The organism is Schinkia acidoalkalinis (genome assembly GCF_054301215.1).
In genome coordinates, this window is sequence record NZ_CP182573.1 from 270,936 (window position 1) to 290,675 (window position 19,740).

At 38.0% G+C, this 19,740-nt stretch carries 17 protein-coding genes; 7 read left to right on the plus strand and 10 right to left on the minus strand.

Going from position 1 to position 19,740, the window contains the following annotated elements; all coding sequences use genetic code 11:
• Positions 1-49 precede the first annotated feature (49 nt).
• The 4 genes from ACNQFZ_RS01335 to ACNQFZ_RS01350 all read right to left on the minus strand — a co-directional run bounded on the left by ACNQFZ_RS01335 (position 50) and on the right by ACNQFZ_RS01350 (position 4,761).
• Positions 50-1,699 carry a LysM peptidoglycan-binding domain-containing protein gene (locus ACNQFZ_RS01335; RefSeq protein ID WP_458413570.1) on the minus strand — a complete coding sequence of 550 codons (1,650 nt, stop codon included), beginning with the start codon at positions 1,697-1,699 and terminating at the stop codon, positions 50-52.
• Between the two features lie 159 nt (positions 1,700-1,858).
• A complete protein-coding gene (locus ACNQFZ_RS01340) occupies positions 1,859-2,575 on the minus strand; it encodes a Crp/Fnr family transcriptional regulator (RefSeq protein ID WP_458413571.1) in 717 nt (238 codons plus the stop codon).
• Positions 2,544-4,472, minus strand: coding sequence for a heavy metal translocating P-type ATPase (locus ACNQFZ_RS01345; RefSeq protein ID WP_458413572.1), 1,929 nt, complete (start codon positions 4,470-4,472; stop codon positions 2,544-2,546). Before ACNQFZ_RS01345 ends, ACNQFZ_RS01340 begins: the two co-directional genes overlap by 32 nt.
• A gap of 67 nt (positions 4,473-4,539) precedes the next feature.
• Positions 4,540-4,761, minus strand: coding sequence for a heavy-metal-associated domain-containing protein (locus ACNQFZ_RS01350; RefSeq protein WP_458413573.1), 222 nt, complete (start codon positions 4,759-4,761; stop codon positions 4,540-4,542).
• A gap of 206 nt (positions 4,762-4,967) precedes the next feature.
• Between ACNQFZ_RS01350 and ACNQFZ_RS01355 the strand changes: the two genes are divergently transcribed.
• From ACNQFZ_RS01355 to menC, 3 genes are read left to right on the plus strand one after another with little or no spacing between them, the layout of a single operon-like run.
• A complete protein-coding gene (locus tag ACNQFZ_RS01355) occupies positions 4,968-6,092 on the plus strand; it encodes a M20 peptidase aminoacylase family protein (RefSeq protein WP_458413574.1) in 1,125 nt (374 codons plus the stop codon).
• 13 nt (positions 6,093-6,105) lie between these two features.
• Positions 6,106-6,924 carry a GNAT family N-acetyltransferase gene (locus ACNQFZ_RS01360; RefSeq protein ID WP_458413575.1) on the plus strand — a complete coding sequence of 273 codons (819 nt, stop codon included), beginning with the start codon at positions 6,106-6,108 and terminating at the stop codon, positions 6,922-6,924.
• Positions 6,925-6,946: 22 nt separating this feature from the next.
• The gene (gene menC / locus ACNQFZ_RS01365; protein ID WP_458413576.1) at positions 6,947-8,053 is read left to right on the plus strand and encodes an o-succinylbenzoate synthase; all 1,107 of its coding nucleotides are present in this window, start codon (positions 6,947-6,949) and stop codon (positions 8,051-8,053) included.
• Positions 8,054-8,083: 30 nt separating this feature from the next.
• Here menC and ACNQFZ_RS01370 read toward each other — a convergent pair whose 3' ends face one another.
• Positions 8,084-8,365, minus strand: a complete 282-nt coding sequence (locus ACNQFZ_RS01370) for a DUF6509 family protein (RefSeq protein WP_458413577.1) — start codon at positions 8,363-8,365, stop codon at positions 8,084-8,086.
• A 234-nt stretch (positions 8,366-8,599) separates the two neighbouring features.
• Here ACNQFZ_RS01370 and ACNQFZ_RS01375 point away from each other — a divergent pair, with 234 nt between their 5' ends.
• From ACNQFZ_RS01375 to ACNQFZ_RS01385, 3 genes are read left to right on the plus strand one after another with little or no spacing between them, the layout of a single operon-like run.
• Entirely contained in the window at positions 8,600-10,120 is a 1,521-nt protein-coding gene (locus tag ACNQFZ_RS01375) for a spore germination protein (RefSeq protein ID WP_458413578.1), read from the plus strand.
• Positions 10,121-10,136: 16 nt separating this feature from the next.
• The gene (locus tag ACNQFZ_RS01380) at positions 10,137-11,225 is read left to right on the plus strand and encodes a GerAB/ArcD/ProY family transporter (protein WP_458413579.1); all 1,089 of its coding nucleotides are present in this window, start codon (positions 10,137-10,139) and stop codon (positions 11,223-11,225) included.
• On the plus strand, positions 11,222-12,307 hold the full coding sequence (locus ACNQFZ_RS01385) for a Ger(x)C family spore germination protein (RefSeq protein ID WP_458413580.1): 1,086 nt from the start codon (positions 11,222-11,224) through the stop codon (positions 12,305-12,307). Before ACNQFZ_RS01380 ends, ACNQFZ_RS01385 begins: the two co-directional genes overlap by 4 nt.
• Before the next feature lie 52 nt (positions 12,308-12,359).
• Here the strand turns inward: ACNQFZ_RS01385 and ACNQFZ_RS01390 are convergent, their stop codons facing one another.
• From ACNQFZ_RS01390 to ACNQFZ_RS01405, 4 genes are all read right to left on the minus strand, one after another.
• Positions 12,360-14,630 (minus strand): YcdB/YcdC domain-containing protein, encoded by a 2,271-nt coding sequence (locus ACNQFZ_RS01390; RefSeq protein WP_458413581.1) that lies wholly within the window; start codon positions 14,628-14,630, stop codon positions 12,360-12,362.
• A 170-nt stretch (positions 14,631-14,800) separates the two neighbouring features.
• Entirely contained in the window at positions 14,801-16,321 is a 1,521-nt protein-coding gene (locus ACNQFZ_RS01395; RefSeq protein WP_458413582.1) for an acetyl-CoA hydrolase/transferase family protein, read from the minus strand.
• A 215-nt stretch (positions 16,322-16,536) separates the two neighbouring features.
• A complete protein-coding gene (locus ACNQFZ_RS01400; RefSeq protein WP_458413583.1) occupies positions 16,537-17,178 on the minus strand; it encodes a LytTR family DNA-binding domain-containing protein in 642 nt (213 codons plus the stop codon).
• 147 nt (positions 17,179-17,325) lie between these two features.
• Complete coding sequence (locus ACNQFZ_RS01405; protein ID WP_458413584.1) at positions 17,326-17,853, minus strand: hypothetical protein; 528 nt, start codon at positions 17,851-17,853, stop codon at positions 17,326-17,328.
• 188 nt (positions 17,854-18,041) lie between these two features.
• Between ACNQFZ_RS01405 and ACNQFZ_RS01410 the strand changes: the two genes are divergently transcribed.
• Positions 18,042-18,401: a Lin0512 family protein gene (locus ACNQFZ_RS01410; RefSeq protein ID WP_458415274.1), complete on the plus strand. Its 360-nt coding sequence runs from the start codon at positions 18,042-18,044 to the stop codon at positions 18,399-18,401.
• Between the two features lie 96 nt (positions 18,402-18,497).
• On the opposite strand, the gene ACNQFZ_RS01415 is transcribed toward ACNQFZ_RS01410, so the two are convergent.
• Positions 18,498-19,571: a branched-chain amino acid aminotransferase gene (locus tag ACNQFZ_RS01415; protein ID WP_458413585.1), complete on the minus strand. Its 1,074-nt coding sequence runs from the start codon at positions 19,569-19,571 to the stop codon at positions 18,498-18,500.
• Positions 19,572-19,740: the final 169 nt, after the last annotated feature.

Here is a 19,740-nt window from a genome sequence, read left to right on the forward strand (position 1 = left end):
TGCTCATTTTACAGGTAAGCCGCAGTATTTACTGATCAACGGGCCAATTCTATTGTGCTATAATCCCAGCAGCCATTTTTATTTTCGCTTGATGATCATAGTCGACCAAACCATCTTTGTGTCTAGTGCTATTTTTAAAATGAATATCAAAATGGCCCTCAAAATTATTATCATCCTTTACATGTTGAACACCATGCGGCATAGAACTCATTGAAGCAGCAATTTTTCGACCATCTACCTCAACAATGACCGGCCTTGTTTTCCAAGAATACGTTCCGCCCCATACTTGTTTAATAATGGCGGCATCAGAAGCCGTCAATGGTTCATTGTCAGCATGATTTGCCCCTATCGTCCGTTTCACTTTGAATGACTTGCCCGTCTGCAAATCCGTCACCTTTGCAACCTTTCCAATAGGATAAACATACTGTGCTTCCTTCCACCAGTCCAAATATTCCCCGTATTTATCGCTGACAGTAGAATGGACAGGAATATGATGGACGGGTATAGTGATTTTTTGGCCGATGGATATAGGGCTATTTTCTGTCATATTATTTACTTTTAACAGCTCTGCCATTGGAATACCGTATTTTACACTTAAATCCCACATATTATCGCCTTTTTGGATGGTGTAGGTAGTATTAGTGATGGTAGTTCCACCCGCTTGATCGACTTGTATATTGCTTAAGGTATCATTTGAAAGCCGCAACACTTGGCCTACAAAAATTTTGTCATTGGTAAGATTGTTGATTTGCCTGATTGTTTCAACTGGGATATTGAACTTTTTTGAAATGGATGTTAGGGTATCACCAGAAACAACTTGGTAAAGTGTTTCTGGCTGTTGTGTCTCGATTTTTGCGTTTGGCGTAGCAAGGGTTTTGTTTACACTTGTCAGCTGTTGATTTAAATACCCGGGAATTTTTAATGCTTGTCCAACAACTAAACTGTCGCTTGTTAAATTGTTATATTGTTTGATGTCATCAACAGAAATACCGTATTTTTGTGAAATTCCCCATAACGTGTCACCTTGCGCTACGGTATAGGTCGTTTCTAGAGGAGAAGTAATCGTGACAGTCCGTGTGGCATTATTCCAATCCACCTTCAGTCCAAGAGCTGAACTTACAAAGCGTAAAGGGACCATCACTGTGCCTCCAATTTGAACAGATGGAGGTATGGACATTTGCTTCCCAATTACACTTGCTGTCTTAGAGCCGACTGCAAAGGAAATTTTCGTATTATTTTTATTAATTCCAACTGTTTTTGATGAACCGTTCCACCAGACAGACGCTCCACAGGCTTCGGAAACGGCACGAATCGGAATATAGGTGGACCCCTTAATGATAATAGGTGGCTGGGAGAAGGAAATTGGCTTTCCATCCATGAGAATATTAATTTGATTGGACTCTTGGGAATGATGATTGCTTGGGATGTATTCAGCATAAATTGGCTCTGCTTGCTCATTTAATGTTAACGATGCCACTAATAACGAGCCAAACATAACTTTTGCAATTTTTGCATGGACCTTTGGATGAAGTTTTCTGCTGATATAGCTTCTGACCTCGACTTCAAGGTTTTTGTCCACCCCATCTTGTCCATTTTGTTCCAATTCCTGAGCAAATTCATAAAGATTTGGGGCCATATATAAGATAATCGTTGTACCCTCTGAAGTCTCGACTATTTTATGTCTGATGAAAAAGTCCATAATCATCACCTCTTGGTTATTATGAACTATTTCCGTATAAATACTTAAAAACAGTAAAGTGAATTATAATTCCATTTTTTGGTACTATTGCGATTTTGTGGGGTCAGGCACCACTGATGCTGAATCTGCTGCTACTTCTTCCATAGGTGCCTGCAACCGTTAGTGTGTCAGTGATTCGAGGTTAAGTATCGTTATAGTACGTTGGCCGGTTTGAGTGATGATGCCTTGCTCCTGGAGGGAGGTTAAACGCCTGCTTAAGGTTTCCCTAGTAATTCCAAGATAGGATGCAAGATCTTTTTTACTGATTGGAAGTTTAATTTCTATTGGCACATTTGGGTTTGTACCTGTTTCCGCGTTTGCCAACTCAAGTAAATAGTTTGCCAGCCGTTTTTCGGAATCCTGAGATCCAAAGCTCTCGATATTTTTCTCAGCTTCATTTAAGCGCTTGCTGAAGACCTCTAGAATTTTTAATGAAATGGAAGGATTCGATAACAGCATCTCTCTCATATCGGATTTGTGTATAGCGCAAATCTCCGTATCGCTCATTGCCTCAGCGTAAGTTTCTAAAGAATCATTTGTAAAAAGCGCTAGCTCACCCATAAAGTCGCCCGGCACCATGATTCGTATTAACTGTTCTTTACCGGATTCGGCCAAGCGATAAATTTTCACCTGCCCTTTGTGTATAATATATAAGTGCTCAGAGGGTTCACCCGCTCTAAAAATAATATCCCCTTTTCCATAGCACTTGGTCTGGCTTGTTTTAACAATTTCCAGCATTTCCTCATACTGTAGATGATTGAAAATAGGGACAATTGATATGCATAGCTTCTTTATATCATGTTCATCACCCATGTGATGGTGGCAACATTGACTCATTTTGAAGTGCTCCTGTTCTATCAAAATTTTTACGACTAGTTGTTTCACTTTGATAATGCTTTCTAAAATAAACCAATCTCATTGCATTCATGATGACAATAAGTACGCTTAGTTCGTGGATTAGCATTCCGGAAGCAAGAAAAACTTGCTTTGCCAGAACACCTACTAATAAGAATACCACAGTGGCCACCGCAAAAAACATATTTTGCTTCATATTTACCATAGTTGCTTTTGCTAGTCGATGTGCTTCTGATAATTTTTCAAGTTTATCGGCCATGATGACAACATCTGCTGTTTCCAATGCTACATCTGTACCTGTGCCACCCATCGCAAAGCCAATGTCAGCAGTCGCAATCGCGGGTGCATCGTTAATGCCGTCACCTACCATAGCAACATGGTAGCCTTGCTTTTTCAACTCTTTAATTTTCGCAACTTTGTCCTCAGGAAGCAATTCCGCAAAGACTTGATCTATGCCAAGCTGGTTGGCCGCTTTTTCAGCCGCGTGTTTATTGTCACCAGTCAACATGAAGATTCCTTTTATCCCACTTTGTTTTAGCTTTCTTAGACTTATGGCTGCTTCTGGACGGATTTGATCGGCAATGAAAATGACACCGATGATGGCAGCATTCATAGCGACGAACACAGCTGTATGTCCTTTTTTCTCCTCTTCAATTGCATAGGTGTCGATTTCGGCATTGAGCCCTACGCTATTGGCCGTCATCCATTTTCGATTTCCAATCAAAAGTAGATTGCCATTTACCGTAGCTTGGAGGCCGTTTCCTTTTACAACCTCAAAATGGCTAGGTTTATGACGGAGCTCAAGACCTCTTTTGTTTGCTTCTTTTACAATAGTTTGTCCTAGATGGTGTTCAGAAATGACTTCAGCCTCCGCTGCCATCATTAATAACATATTCTCATCGATGCCATATGTTTTTATGTTAGTAACTTCAGGCATACCCTTTGTTAATGTTCCAGTTTTATCAAAAACAAAAATATTGATTTTGGACAGCTTTTCCATAATGTCCCCACCTTTTATGAGGACACCCTTCGCGGCACCATTGCCAATACCTGCAACAATGGAAACAGGCGCTGAAATCACTAACGCACCAGGACAGGCGATGACTAAAAAAGTTAAGGTTAATTCAATATCCCTTGTAAAAATAAAAACAATGATTGATAAAACCAAAATAGCTGGTGTATAAAAAGCGGCAAACTTTTCGAGAAATTTTTGCGTTTTAGCCTTCGATTCCTGTGCTTCTTCAACTAGCTCAATAATTTTTGCGAAGGTAGTATCCTCACCCACTTTTTCTGCAATAACTTCGAGATAGCCGTTATCAATGATTGTTCCGCTGTATACAAAATCATTTGTTTGTTTCCGTGCCGGCACTGATTCACCGGTGATGGCCGCTTCATTTACAAAGGCTTGACCGGAGAATACTTTTCCATCAATGGCTACTTTTTCACCTGACTGAATTTGTACAAAGTCACCAACCTCGACCTCTTCAGCTGGAACCACAAGTGTCTTGCCATCTCTAATAACGGTTGCCTCCAGTGGTGCCATATTCATGAGCGCTTTTAATGAGGAACGAGTTTTTTCAAGACTGTGGGCTTCTAAATAGGCGCCGAATAAAAACAAAAAGGTAACTGCCGCTGATTCAACATATTCACCAATAAATAATGCGCCAATGACTGCGATGATTACGAGCAATTCGATGCTAAATGCCTTCATCTGCACCGCAAGCCAAGCTTTTCTGAAGATTGGGTAGCCCGCTATGATCGTTGCCGTTATTAATGCAATGTCTTTTAATATAGTTTGGTTTACCATATGGAATAAAAAGGATATTGCTAGTAAAACTCCAGAGATGAAGACAATCCTAGCTTTATTTTTTCTATTCATCTTTGTTCCCTCCTATCTGCTACTATGCGGGTTGGGTGTGTTTTACCCATTAACCTTAACCGCTATTTCATGAAACTTTACTGCTTAATACAGGATAGCCAAGTTGTTGGATTGCTTCTTTTAATTGCTCAGCCTCAACAATATTTTCATCAAAAACTACCTTAACCTTGCTTGAGTTGAATAAAACTTTTGCTTCTGAAACACCTGCTTGTTTCACTAGTACTCCTTCAATCTTTTTCACGCAGCTTGGGCATGTTAGTTCTTCCGTTTGAAATTTTACTGTTTTCATAGTCCATATCCCCTTTTCTAATTTGTTTTGTACTTTTATTTTAGTGCTCAGGAACAACAGATTCTTTGATGCATGTCAAATTTTTCTAGCAGAGTCGAAATTATGTTGTACTACTGTTTAATAAGGGGCAAATTTTTCAATCATATTAAATTTTTCAGGTATACTTATAGTTAACTTGACTGTTTTGTAATCCGAGGTGACCAAACATGAAACATGCACTAAACCCATTAAAACCTGAAATTGAGAAGATTTTTGACCATCTCCATCGAAATCCGGAGCCTAGCTGGCAGGAACACGGAACAACCGCTTATTTAAAAAAATTATTAGAGAATCATGGCTTTACTGTTCAAACCTTTGTCGACTGTACAGGGTTGGTTGTTGAAGTCGGTGAAGGTGAACCTTGTATAGGGGTTCGCTCGGATATTGATGCCCTTTGGCAAAATGTCGATGGAGTCTTTCAGGCCAATCATTCATGTGGGCATGATGCCCATATGACGATGGTGTTGGGAACAATGCTTCTATTAAAAGAAATGAACGCTTGGCCTAACCATGTAAAACTGAAATTTATTTTTCAGCCAGCTGAAGAAAAAGGAACGGGCGCCCTGAAACTAGTTGAAAAAGGGATCATCGATGATCTAGATTTTCTTTATGGGGTCCATCTGCGCCCGCTTGAGGAGCTTAACGACGGCGAAGCTACACCAGCCATTCTCCATGGGTCAGCTAAATTTTTGACCGGCACCATTAAAGGAGAGGATGCGCACGGAGCCCGCCCCCATCTTGGGAAAAATGCTATTGAAGTTGGTGCGACATTTGTGAACGAATTGAATCGAATTCATATCAATCCAATGGTACCCGCTTCAGTCAAAATGACCTCTTTCCATGCTGGAAGCGATACTGGAAATCTCATCCCTGGGGATGCAACCTTTACAATTGATTTACGGGCACAGACAAATGAGGCGATGACTGAGCTTACGGAACGTGTCGCTCATATCGCTGAAACAATTGCCGCCCTGCACCATGTTGAAATTGCACTTTCGACGACTGCCTACGTTGCGGCAGCCACTGTTAATGAAGAAGCTAAAAACTTTATGGAGCAAGCGATCATTGCGACACTTGGTGAGAAAAATACAAAGGCACCAATCATAACGCCGGGTGGTGAGGATTTTCATTTTTATACATTAAAGCGTCCACACTTAAAAGCAACCATGCTTGGCTTGGGGTGTAATCTCACACCTGGCCTCCACCACCCCCATATGAGCTTTAATCATGAGGCGATGTATAATGGAATTGAAATCTTAACACGGGCTGTTTTAAATACTTTTAAAAAGTAAGGAGGAGCACATCATGGATATAGACATTCGCGAATTAACAACCAATTCCGAGTTGCAAGCGATGCAAAGGCTTGATGAGATTGTTTGGAACGAGCAGCCTATACCGCTTCATCAAATTATTACTTCTATCCAGAACGGCGGCCTTGTTTTGGGAGCTTATAACGGAGAACAGTTGGTTGGTTTCAGCTATAGTTTTGCTGGTTTTAAAAATGGAAGAAGCTATCTATGCTCCCATATGCTTGGCATTCATCCGGATTTTCAAGAAAAAGGTATTGGTGCCCAGCTGAAAAAATCCCAACGTCAAAAAGCGGCCGATTTAGGTTATTCCATGTTGACATGGACGTACGACCCGCTTGAAAGCCGCAATGCTTATTTGAATCTTTCAAAATTAAGGGCGATTTGCAGTACATATGTTGAAAATTGCTACGGTGACATGGATGATGGCTTGAATAACGGTATTCCGTCTGACCGCTTTAAAGTGGAATGGTGGATTAATAGTCCCCATGTTAAAGAGCAACGAACCATAGTAACCAGAGAACAAAAGTCCTATTTTGATAGTAAGATGACCGAAAACGGGCATCCAAAACTATTCAATGTCAAAGCAACATTGGAAACAATTTTAACAAAAGAACAAATTTTAGTGCCGGTTCCAGCTCATTTTCAACAGATTAAAAAAGATGATTTTGATCTGGCCGTTGACTGGCGCCTAAAAATAAGAAAAATATTCCAGATATTGTTTTCATCTGGCTTTGCTGCAGTTGCCTTAGAAAAAGGTGATACTGGTATAAATTTTTATGTTTTAGTAAAAAAAGATAGACTGCAATTAATTTAACTTTCTAGGAAAGGTGAGCACTATGCAAATTAAAGAAGTAATCATGCGGCATTTAAAAATGAAAATGAAATTTGATTTTACTACCAGCTTTGGCACAATTCGCGATAAGGAATTTATTTTAGTCGAAGCAAAGGATGAAAATGGTGTTAGCGGCTGGGGGGAATCAGTGGCCTTCAATGCACCTTGGTATAATGAAGAAACGGTAAAAACAAATTGGCACATTTTAGAGGACTTCCTCATTCCAAACATTTTACATAAAGACGTTCAGCATCCAGATGAAATAAGCACTTTGTTTGGAGGAATTCGCAAAAATAATATGGCTAAGGCTGCTCTTGAAGGTGCTGCTTGGGATTTATATGCGAAACAATCAGGCCAATCACTTTCTGTAGCCCTTGGTGGTCAGAGAAAAGAAATTGAAGTGGGAATTAGCATTGGTCTCCAAAAAAATGTTGCTGACCTATTGAAGTTAATTGATAAAGCCATTAATGACGGCTACAAGCGGATAAAGATTAAAATTAAACCAGACAAGGATGTAGATTTAGTCAGAGAAGTTCGCAAGCATTTTCCAAATGTACCGCTTATGGCGGATGCTAACTCTGCCTATAGTCTTGATGATATTGAAAGGTTAAAAGCACTGGATGAGTATGGGCTAATGATGATTGAACAGCCACTTGGTTACGATGATATTGTTGACCATGCTACTTTGCAGAGAGAAATGAATACACCAATTTGTCTGGATGAAAGCATTCTTTCCTTTGAGGATGCACGAAAGGCAATTGAGCTTGGCAGCTGTAAAATTATTAATATCAAAATTGGCCGTGTTGGCGGTTTGACGGAAGCAAAACGTATACATGATTTGTGTCTTGAGAAAGGAATTCAAGTTTGGTGCGGCGGAATGCTGGAGGCAGGTGTCGGTAGAGCACATAATGTTGCATTAACCACTCTGGCTAATTTTACGCTGCCGGGCGATACAGCTGCATCCTCTCGTTATTGGGAAAAGGATATTATTGTTCCTGAGGTTACTGTGCATGGTGGCATGATTACCGTTCCGGACGAACCTGGGATTGGATATGAGGTTGATATAGAAGCTGTAAGCGAGTTTACTGTTTTTGAAAAGGTGTATAGATAGGCGGCATTGGTGCCGCCTATCTATACGCTCCTATACCAAATGCTGCCTACAATAATCCGCAATTAACTCCTTTTCGTCATCTTCCAGTTCCAAATCTATGTAACCATTCGTGCCCTTTTCAAAGAATTGATATTGAGCCACACGAGTAGTCTCGTCCTCTACTGCGATAATTGCTTTTAAATAAACGCCTTGTTCGGAATAGAGTTCGTCATCTTCAGGCACTTCAATTTGTAAAATAAATTCATAGCGGTCCCCTGTTAAGATGCCTGTTGGGTCTTCTAACCTTTCAACTGTATGTCCAGTGATTTCCATTTATCGTTCCAACCTTTCTGCAATTCTTTATTAACTTCCTTTTTTTCCATTATTTATATCCAACAATAGTAATGTAGCGCAATCATACGTCTTTTACAACAAAGAATATTAAAGATACCCGCATATTTTTTCCATATAAGGTGAATGATAACTTTGAAAAATTAGCCAAATGTGGCTAAGCTTGGTTACAAACAACTATTATTACAGACTGCTTCTTTATAAAGGAGAACCACTATGTTTTTTTTCAAGAAAAAGTCGCGTGATGAAAATCTGAATCCCGCTACAAAAGGGTGCAGTGACGACCTTTCGGCGGACAATATTCTCCAGCAATTCAATAAATCGAATGATTTTATTATATTTGAAAATAAAATTGGTCAAACATCTTATTTTATGTCCTATTTTAAAACTTTAATTGACGTCGAAACTTTACATAGGGATATTTTGCCTTATATAAATGAAGCCGCCTTAAAAAACTTGGAGTCATTGAGCCTTGCCATACCATGCGAAAATAAAATCATCTCAAGTGATGAACAAGAAATATCATCCTATGTATTAACAGGCTCGATTATGATTTATTTAAAAAAGCAGGAGCCTAATCGATTTTTGCTAATTCAGGCTGATAGAAAAGAAGTTCGCCAAATATCTATTCCTGAAGTTGAATTTAGTGTAGTGGGACCAAAGGAATCGTTTGTGGAATCGATTGATACCAATATTAATTTAATCCGTAAGCGAATTCCAAGTCCCTATCTACAAATTACAACTTTTCAAGTTGGGAAAATTTCGAATACAGCAGTATCGGTTGTTCACATTGAAGGGGTTGCCAATAGCGAAAATGTTAATACTGTCGTCCAACGTATTAAGGAAATAGAATTTGACCAAATCATTGATAGTTCGTATATTACACAAATTATTTCCGATAATCATCTTTCACCATTTCCACTTCTACTTGATACGGAGAGACCTGATCGGGCTGCGGCTGTTTTAGCTGAAGGAAAAGTAATCATTGTTGTCGATGGTTCTCCACATGTGTTGATAGGTCCAACAACATTGATTGAGTTTTTCTCATCTTTTGAGGATTATTTTTTAAATCCTTTTATCGCCTCGGCGTTTCGTTTAATCCGAGCCTTTGCTGTAGCATTTTCGTTATTAATGACACCTACTTATGTCGCTGTCCTTTCCCACCATTTTGAATTAATACCAAAGGACTTGATGAACGCCCTTGTTACGTCAAGAGCACAGGTCCCCTTTCCGCCTTTTCTGGAAGCATTTGTCCTTGAGTTGGTCATTGAGTTATTAAGGGAAGCTGGTGCAAGACTGCCAACGAAAGTCGGCCAAACGATTGGTATCGTTGGTGGTATTGTGATTGGAACAGCATCAGTAGAGGCGGGTTTAACGAGTAATGTATTATTGATCATTATCGCACTTGCTGCACTTGCATCTTTTACAACCCCTGTATACCAAATGGGTAACACCATTCGTCTTTTGCGGTTTCCTTTTTTACTGTTTGCCCATGTATGGGGGTTAGTTGGGATCGTGTTATGTTTTACTTTTTTACTAACACATTTAATTAGGTTAACATCACTTGGACGGCCATTCCTCGAGCCGATTTACCCTCCAAGATGGGCTGATTTAAAAGATTCATTTATTCGCATGCCGTTTGCCCGTCAGTCATCAAGACCAATTGAGGTTCAGACTGAAAATGAAAAGCGCTTTAGCAAAGAGAAAGCATTGAAAAATATAGATATTGATGAGTGAAAAAGGATGGGTACAAATGCTCAAGCCAATTGATAAAAGGTTTCAGGTTTCTCCGTTTATGGTTTTATATTTAGTATCATCTGTTCAAATTGGGATTGGTGTCCTTGGCTTTCAACCGTTATTACTGGATGCAGATCACGATGCCTGGGTTGCAGTTTTAATCGCAGGGCTGATGGTTCACATTATAATATGGATGTTATATAAGCTTATCCAAAATGGAAAAGGGGATTTAATCGATATACATCAGCAGGCCTTTGGAAAATGGCTTGGCAATATCATCAGTCTTGGCAATATGTTCTATTTTATTATCACAGCCATCACTGTGTTAAGAAGTTATATCGAGGTGGTCCAAGTTTGGATTTTCCCTGATCTTGCCCCATGGAGTCTTACCTTAGCCTTTATTTTGCTCACCTACTATGTGGTCATGGGCGGATTCCGCACAGTTGCGGGGATTAGCTTTTTCAGTCTCATTTTGCCTGCCTATTTAGTATTAACCTTTTTCTTTCCACTAAAGTTTGCTAAGTGGTTAAATTTATGGCCACCTTTTGAGGTCGATATCAAACCATTATTTACAGCATCATTGCAAATGACATTAAGTTATTTAGGATTTTCCATTTTATTAGTATTTTATCCATTTGTAAAAGATGGGGAGAAAACACAAAAATGGGCCCATTTCGGAACACTCATCACAACAACTTTGTATGTTTTCATTGAGATAGTGGCCCTCGTTTATTACTCTAGGGATCAGTTAAAAATTGTAACATGGCCCACATTAGGCTTATGGAAAATCGCGGAATTGCCTTTTGTAGAACGGTTTGAATTCATCGGCATCTCAACCTGGCTATTAGTAGTACTTCCAAATATAACCATTTTAATATGGGCTGCAAGCAGAATCGGAAAAAGAGTGTTTGGTTTTAAACAAAAATATTATTTAGTCATCATGTTAATCATCGTTTTTATTGCCTGTAGTTTTTATGAAACAAGAGAAAAAATAAATCAATTAAGTAATCAAGTTGGAACAATAGGAAAGTATTACAATTTTATCTATCTTCCTCTTCTTTTTATTATTCATTCCATTGTGATAAAAGTGAGGAAAAGTAAATGAAAAAAATGATTATTTTTCTATTGTTAATAAGTTGTAGTTTTGCTCCTTCACTTGCTGCACCTAAACAAATTATTGACGATATTTTTTTAGTAATGGCTGTCGGCTATGATTATGTAGGTGAAGACCGCTTTACAGGCACAGCGGTTGTCCCACACTATAAACTAGATCAGACAATTGAGAATCTTGCTTTTTCAAATACGTCTTCATTAATTTACCAAAATCGAGATAAGCTTAATTCCGAATCATCAAAACCACTAATTAGCGGCAAGCTGCAAATTGTCCTATACAACCGTGAACTGGCAGAAAAAGCCGGCATCTTTAGGTATATCGACAATCTCCAAAGGGATCCAAATATCGGCTCAAGAGTACAGCTTGCAATTTTTGAAGGGTCAACGGAAAAATTTCTTCACCAACTAAAGACGGATGAACCGGTTGGGATTTATATCTCCGATTTACTTGAAGAAAGTAGTGAGTATAGCAATCTGCCTACAAACAATTTACACACATTTGAATTTGCCTATTACAACAAAGGAATGGACCCAATTTTGCCTTTGTTGGAAGGAAAAAAAGAGAGGGCAAAAGTAAAAGGGATTGCCTTATTCAGGGGTGATAAAATGGTGGATTCCGTATCCCTCCAAGAGTTATTTTATTTTAGGAGTCTTTACGAAAATTTTAAAAAAGGTGTATTTTATATAAAACTAAAAAATGGCGAAAGAACCTTTTTGACGAATATTAAATCAACTAGAAAGTTTACAATCCATCCTAACCAAGTGGAGAATTTTCCTCCTAATGTGACCATAACCATTAACATGAAAGGACTCATTCGCGAATACAGCGGTCCCTACATTCCTGATAAATTTGTAAAAGATATTGAAAAAGAAATAAAAGAAGATATGGAAGAAAAAACAACACAAATGATCAAAAAGTTCCAAGAAGTCGGTATTGACCCGATTGGCGTGGGCTTCCAAGTGCGGCATCATACAAGAAACTATCATGATAAATATTGGAAGAATGCCTATCCGAATGTTGATATTAAAGTAAATGCCAAGGTGGAGATTTTGGAACGCGGCGTAATCAAATAAAAACAAGGTGTCTAGGACAAGCGTCCCAAGACACCTTTATCATTTTCACCTATTATCTAAAATTAACATTCATTTCCGCTGCTATTTTCGCTAGGCGAACATTGGAAACAGCTAATTCAGCCAAAGTTACCTCTTTTTTCGGCTCAAATTGCCCTTTTGCGTTTTTTGTAAAAATATCGAGACCGCTGATTAAAGCGATATGGCCTTTATATTTTTCATTCATTTCCTTTGTATCAGTAAAGTTCATGGCAAAGATTTCATCGTGTTCAGCCACGACCTCAAGTCCTAACGCTCGGGCATACCAATAGGCTAGCTCCTCTTTTGTCAGCTTTTCTTCTGTGTTAAATGTTTTCACCGTTGGATCAATGATTTTTATTTCGGCTGCACGTTCAACAATATTGTATAATGGATGATCAGGCTTAATATTTTCAAATGTCTGCTTCTTTTCCTGCCCAGCATCCCCGATGCGTGGACCGTAATCATAATAATTAGCTAATGACTTGTATAATATTTCAAGTGCTTCACCTTTTGAAATAGTCCTGTCCGCATTTAAGGAAGCCGGATCGTCCACCTTGATGATATTCGCATCTAGTAAAAAGTTCAACTCTTCACTAGCCCAAGGATGGGCAATAGCAGGCTTTGCTTTTGCAACTCCTTCCCCTGCATAGGAATATCTTTGCCAAGTTCCGCTCATTGCATCGAAATAAGTCATCATATCTTTTTGCTTAACGGTATACACTAATCGATACTTTTCATTCCCAATAGGAGAATTGGTAACATACATTAGTTTAACATCTAAATTTTCTTTTAATGCAGCTAATGCCTTCTCACGGTCAACAGCCTTTGTTATATCCGGCCATTTGTCTACTTTATTATAATTTACATTCAAAGAATAAAGCTCTCCGTCCTCTGCCGAGACACTAACACTTAGACCATTACCGCTCACAATAATTCCGTCTTTAATACGCGGGAAGTTGATGTAATATTCATTAACTTCCTTTTGATAGATGGTATCTGTGCCGTCAAGTGGATATGCGTATTGATTTAGATTGGATGGTTCATACTGCTTCAAATACTCGACCGCCTTTTTAAGCGCTTGTTCTTCTGTCAGTTTTGGCTTTACATTTTTATTGTCTTGTTGGTCCATGAAATAAAAATCTCGATTTGGGTTGTGGTAATTAACAATTTCACCTGTTTCTTTATTGATATCAATTGAAGAGCCACTGCCACCTGTGCCAGTATAGTACATAAAATTGATGCTATAGATCTTTATACCATTACGATCTGTTTCTTCGATACCCTCAATCTGCAGCTTTACATTGTCTTGTTTAGGCTTGAGTAATTTTTCGGCTAATAACTTGGCATCTTCCTTAGAGATTCCCTTATCCGTTTTCGCCGCACTTTGACCGCTTACCATCTTGATCACTTGTTTTTTTGGCATCTCTTTGTAAAATTTATCGCCAACTGCGAACTCCTTCGTTTTAGCGTGAATACCGCCGATAGCTGGATTCGGCACATAAGTCAGCTTGACCGATGCTTTGTCATTCATATAGTCATAGTCAATTAAATAACGCAAATCAATTTGTAGGTTGTCAGTCAATAGTTGTAAGGCATCATTCTTTCCAATGACCTGGTCCTTACTTTCGAAAACGGCATTTTTTTCTTCATTTACATAGCCGTAATAAAATTGTGTCACTTCTCCATTTCCGAGCACCGTGACGTTGGCATTTTTGTTTTGAACAGGAACCCCATTTTCTAACTTATCATATGTAAACTGATACATGATGGGTTCAGTTAAAGGTCGGTTCATATTTGATAAAAAGTCGAAGTTTTCATCTGATAATTGGTATTTGCCTTTTAGCTTTATTTTCCCTAAAAACGCGGCAGAAATTTTTTGTGCCTCTTCTTTTGTTACTTTAGCTGGAAATAAGGCATCCTTCTTATCAACAGGATCATAATAGTAAGAAACTAATGTCAAGTCTTTTCCAGCAAATTCGAAATGACCATTCAAATACTTATTGGGGCCCATTTCTTTTAAAAAATCCAGGTTGTAAGTTTCCGTCCCTATGCCTAGTCTTGATGGATTAAAGCTAACATTAAAATCGGAGCTCTTCACCATATCAAATTGATTTGGAAACAATTCCTTTACTTTCGCAATTAATTTTTCCTTATCGACAGTATTGTTTTCTGATTCATGTGCAGGCACTTCCTGCTGTGAAACTACAACACTTTTCGTTTCCGCTGCTGTGCTTGTTACTGGCAATACCCCAGATAAAACAATGGCCGATGATAATGTAATGGCACTAATTTTTTTAAATTCCACTTATAAACCTCCTCCGCTCCTCCTAAATTTTTCCTACAATCTATATAGACGAGATCAGGGTGGAAAAGGTTTCATGGTTTTTCATAAATTTGTACAAAAATTCCAGAAGTTAGGTAAAAAAATGCAGATTCTGAGCAATTGCTCAGAATCTGCATTCGTTAATCGATTTATTATTTTGTTGAAGTTGGCTCCAAAACTGGCTCAAGCATTGTACCAGTTTTCTCGAAGTTTGTATGCCATGAGAATGCTTTTTCTAACACATGTGGTGTTTGACCACCTTTTGCTAGTGCTTCGTAATAGTAGTCACGTAATTGTGCACGGTAAGATGGGTGTGCGCAGTTTTCAATCATTAATTCAACACGCTCTCTTGGTGCTAGTCCACGCAAATCAGCATAGCCTTGTTCTGTAACAATTACATCAACATCATGTTCTGTATGGTCAACATGTGGTACGAAAGGAACGATACTTGAAACGTCGCCACCTTTTGCAATTGATTTTGTTACAAAGATAGCTAAGCGTGCATTACGAGCAAAGTCACCAGAACCACCGATACCGTTCATCATATGTGTGCCGCGTACATGTGTTGAATTCACGTTACCGTAGATATCAACCTCTAGTGCAGTGTTAATTGAAATTAATCCCATACGGCGAATTAACTCTGGATGGTTAGAAATTTCTTGCGGTCTTAGCATTAAGCGATCTTTGTATTTTTCAAAGTTTCCGAAAACTTCCTTCATTTTTTCTTCTGAGATTGTAATTGAACAACAAGAAGCGAACTTAACTTTACCTGCATCAAGTAAATCAAATACAGCATCTTGTAATACTTCTGAGTAAACTTCTAAATCTTCAAACTCAGATTCAATTAAACCGTGAAGAACCGCATTTGCAACTGAGCCAATGCCTGATTGAAGCGGTGCAAGGCTATTTGTTAAACGTCCTGCTGCGATTTCTTTTCTTAAAAATTCCATTAAATGATTTGCCATGATTTGCGTTTCCTCATCTGGAGGAACAATATTAGATGGTGAATCCATTTCATTTGTGATAACAATACCTTTAATCTTATTCATATCAACTGGAATACCAATTGTACCAATTCGATCAGATGGTTTTGTTAATGGAATTGGTTGACGCTGCCCTTGCATACCAGGATCATAAACATCATGAACACCTATAAAAGATTCTGGATGCGCCATATTAATTTCAACAATAATATTTTTAGCATGCTCTGCGAATATACCTGAATTTCCCACTTGTGTAGTTGGAATAATCATTCCATCTTCTGTTATAGAAACCGCTTCCAACACAGCATAATCGATGTTCACAATACCAGCACGAATTAATTCGGCTACTTGTGAAAGATGTGTATCAACAAAGTAGAAATCGCCTTCATTAATTTTCTTACGCATTGATGGATCCGCTTGGAATGGTGAACGCTTTTGTAAAATTCCTGATTCAGCAAGTAATTTGTCTGTACCAGCCCCTAATGATGCCCCTGTATAAACACTTACTTTAAATGATTCATTTTCAGCACGTTTTGCTAATGCGCGCGGTACTTCTTTTACATCCCCAGCTCTAGTGAAACCACTTAACCCCAAAGTCATCCCATCTTCAATCCAACTAGCTGCTTCTTCAGCAGTAACAACACGATTTAGAAGTTCTTCATTCTGAATACGATTTTTATAATTCTCCACTTCTACTTCCCCCCTGTAGATGTTATTGTAGATGTTATTTATACACATTTTACAGGAAATTTGTCGCAATAAGCTGAATTTTGGATAGAATTATAAAAATTTCGGATGAAACAGCGAATTTTAGGATGAAACAGAAGATTTTAAAAATTCATCTGATTTTAGGATAGCAAATTCATGTTATACAACAGAAGAAATAGGGATGAAACAGAATACTTTTACACCCCTAATAACTTTCTGAAGTAACTGGAATACGATTGACTAACAGGAATTTCGGTTCCGTCACTCATTTCCAGTAGAAAAGTCGAATGGGTATCCGGTTGAATCATCTTAATTTGCGTTACATTTACGATAAAAGAGCGATGACATCTTATAAATTTTTCTTTTGGCAAGTAATAGTCAAACTCATTTAATGAATCTTTGTGTGTGCCAGAGCAATCCTCTGTGATGACATATGTTTTGCGATTTTTTGCTTCTAAGTAGATGACCTTATCAAATGGAACAGGAATCCAGCCTTCATTTACTTTCACTGTCACAACAGATGTTGCACTTGATAATGTTGGAAATACCGCTGTCACGCATCCTTGTTTTCCCTTAATAGAAAAAGGAACAGCCATGCCATAATAAGGTACGCCAAAGACGTCGCGACTAATAAACTCCGAAACTTTTTGGCCGTTCTGCAATGCTTTATGTGTGATTGTGCCTTCCTTAACGAGATCACCTGGCTTAATTTTTAAATTAATGCGTTTACTTGGGCGATAATAAATGTATTTGTCGGCACTGGATACGGCAATCGAAGTTTCATCCGAAAATAATTCGCCAATAACATCAATAAGAATAGATAATGAGAATTCACCCATTTTTAAACCTCTCTACTTAAATTTTTTTCTAGGATAATGGAAATATTCAACCTTTATTATAACTTTATATTCGACAAACTTATACACAAAATGTCATCAAATTATGAAAAAAGAGTGACCAAATCTGGGGTCACCCTGTAAATATTATTATTCTTCTACAAATCCAGAAAATAAAATTTGCTTTGTTTCTTTTGATCCTAGTAATTCATAATCGATTTCGATAGCGGATAAATTATTCGTATAGTTTGGATTTTTAATCATTACTTTTACCACAACATTTACACTTTTTTGATTGACTTGATAATTTTCAATAGGAGTATAATTCTCAAGCAGGTTTAATTGTTTCGCTTCAGCCTCTGAGAGTGGCCCCTTCGCATTGGCAAGGGTTGCTCCTTTTTCATCAATATAGCTTGTTACAGCCATATTCTCATCTTCTTTTTCTAAAAATGACCCATCTGTTTTTATAAAGCGAATGGCTTTAATTATTGGTTTTCCGTTCCCATGATAATTCATGTCAAAGCTCACATACATTGGGTCTTTCACTTGGACCTTGTCTTTTGGAATCATCGTGTAGCCATTTAATCTAAATTCATCGATATTTGTCAAATTGATATAATAGAGCCATCCAATCAATGCTGCAAATAATACAATTACTATTGCTACAATTTTCTTCATTGTGCTTCTCCCCTCGGTTTATCGCAATTCTAATTATTATAAGGAATATTTTATACAAACCACAATGGATTTTCTATAAATGACGATTATTGTTCACAATTGATATCCAAACGTAATTGCTTTCTTTCATTAATACATTTCTTTATAATGGAAATATAATAAAAAGTTAGTAGGAAGGATTGGTTTTGTTGGAAAAAATGATGTTTATAGAAACAGGCATGGGGATCGATGTACATGGTCAGGATATTACTCGTGCAGCTGTCCGGGCTGTGAAAAATGCCATTCATTATAATTCAATGCCTGGTATTCGTTCTGTATTGCCAAATAACAGCCTCGACAATATGTGCGTCAATGTAAGACTTGCAGTCCCTTGTGACAAAGAAAAACTCGATATTGAAACGGTTAAAAAAGCTCTGCCATTTGGTAAAATAACAGTAGAAGTTGTCGATGGTGGGATGCTTACGACCAGCGGTATTGTTTTAGAGGAAAAAGGAGACAAAAACGACCAAATGTATATCGTCATAGCAGCCGTTGAGGTTGGGTATTAAAAAAGCTTAGGCTAGCTTAGCGACGTTTATTAGTCAATTGGCGCTGGTGCTAAAGTAATGAAAGGAGCTGACTTTGATCAGCTCCTTTTTTGTTCATTAATCTACTTTTACAGTCCAGCCAAATGGGTCTTCCTCTTTGCCATATTGAATACCGGTTAATGTATCGTAAAGCCTTTGAGAAAGTTCTCCAATCTCTCCACCGTTAACAATAACTTTTTCATTTTTCCATAATAATTCGCCAACTGGTGAAATAACGGCAGCAGTTCCTGTGCCAAATACTTCTTCCAGCTTACCATTGGCATGGGCTTCATAAATCTCTTCGATTGCGATTTTTCGCTCTTCTACAGGTACATTCCAGTATTTAAGAACCTGGATGATGGAGTCTCTAGTAATACCTGGTAAAATACTACCGCTTAGCTCAGGTGTTACAACTTTACCATCAAGTTTGAAGAAGATGTTCATGCTTCCAACTTCTTCTACATACTTATGCTCTTTACCATCTAGCCAGAGAACTTGTGAGTAGCCTTTTCCCCCAGATATTTCTTGGGCTTTTAAGCTGGCAGCATAGTTTCCACCTGTTTTCGCTTCACCAGTACCACCTTTTACTGTACGTACATATTCATCTTCTACCTGGATTTTCACCGGATTTAAACCTTCTTTATAATAAGCACCTACCGGTGACATGATGATAATAAACATATATTGTGTTGATGGTGCCACACCTAGGTACGGTTGAGTAGCAATAACAAATGGTCGAATATAAAGTGAAGTTCCATCCACTGTTGGAACCCATTCCTTATCGATTGATACTAATTTTTTTAATGCTTCTAAGGCAAACTCTTCATCGATATGCGGAATGACTAATCTGTCATTGGAACGATTTAATCTCTTGAAGTTCATATCAGGTCTAAATAATTGAACCTCACCGTCTTTTGTGACATAAGCTTTCATTCCTTCAAAAACCGTTTGTCCATAATGGAAAACCACGCAGGAAGGTTCTAGCGTTAGCGGTTGATATGGGACAATTCTAGCATCATGCCAGCCTTGCCCTTCTTTATAATCCATAATAAACATGTGATCTGTGAAAATTTTACCAAATTGCAATTTATCTGCATCTGGCTTTGGTTTCTTAGTTGAGCTTAAATCAACTCTAATTGTTTGATCAAGCATCTGTGTCATCTCCTTGTACGAAAAAAAAATAATTTTTTGAAATAATCTCCCTCTATTGTAAATCTAAAAGGCAAAGGTTAACAGACTTTTATTGAAATTTTTTAATTTTTTTGTCTTTAAAGCCGGCTAGAATTATTTGTTGCAACACAAACAACTTTCATGGTATAGT

Bases quoted from the DNA above. Each gene is read 5' to 3' on its own strand.
- ACNQFZ_RS01385 (WP_458413580.1), top strand. From the start codon at position 11,222: ATGAAAAAAATGATTATTTTTCTATTGTTAATAAGTTGTAGTTTTGCT.
- ACNQFZ_RS01360 (WP_458413575.1), top strand. From the start codon at position 6,106: ATGGATATAGACATTCGCGAATTAACAACCAATTCCGAGTTGCAAGCG.
- ACNQFZ_RS01400 (WP_458413583.1), bottom strand. From the start codon at position 17,178: ATGGGTGAATTCTCATTATCTATTCTTATTGATGTTATTGGCGAATTA.
- ACNQFZ_RS01345 (WP_458413572.1), bottom strand. From the start codon at position 4,472: ATGAATAGAAAAAATAAAGCTAGGATTGTCTTCATCTCTGGAGTTTTA.
- ACNQFZ_RS01405 (WP_458413584.1), bottom strand. From the start codon at position 17,853: ATGAAGAAAATTGTAGCAATAGTAATTGTATTATTTGCAGCATTGATT.
- ACNQFZ_RS01415 (WP_458413585.1), bottom strand. From the start codon at position 19,571: ATGCTTGATCAAACAATTAGAGTTGATTTAAGCTCAACTAAGAAACCA.
- ACNQFZ_RS01335 (WP_458413570.1), bottom strand. From the start codon at position 1,699: ATGGACTTTTTCATCAGACATAAAATAGTCGAGACTTCAGAGGGTACA.
- ACNQFZ_RS01375 (WP_458413578.1), top strand. From the start codon at position 8,600: ATGTTTTTTTTCAAGAAAAAGTCGCGTGATGAAAATCTGAATCCCGCT.
- ACNQFZ_RS01340 (WP_458413571.1), bottom strand. From the start codon at position 2,575: ATGAGTCAATGTTGCCACCATCACATGGGTGATGAACATGATATAAAG.
- ACNQFZ_RS01380 (WP_458413579.1), top strand. From the start codon at position 10,137: ATGCTCAAGCCAATTGATAAAAGGTTTCAGGTTTCTCCGTTTATGGTT.
- ACNQFZ_RS01350 (WP_458413573.1), bottom strand. From the start codon at position 4,761: ATGAAAACAGTAAAATTTCAAACGGAAGAACTAACATGCCCAAGCTGC.
- ACNQFZ_RS01370 (WP_458413577.1), bottom strand. From the start codon at position 8,365: ATGGAAATCACTGGACATACAGTTGAAAGGTTAGAAGACCCAACAGGC.
- menC (WP_458413576.1), top strand. From the start codon at position 6,947: ATGCAAATTAAAGAAGTAATCATGCGGCATTTAAAAATGAAAATGAAA.
- ACNQFZ_RS01355 (WP_458413574.1), top strand. From the start codon at position 4,968: ATGAAACATGCACTAAACCCATTAAAACCTGAAATTGAGAAGATTTTT.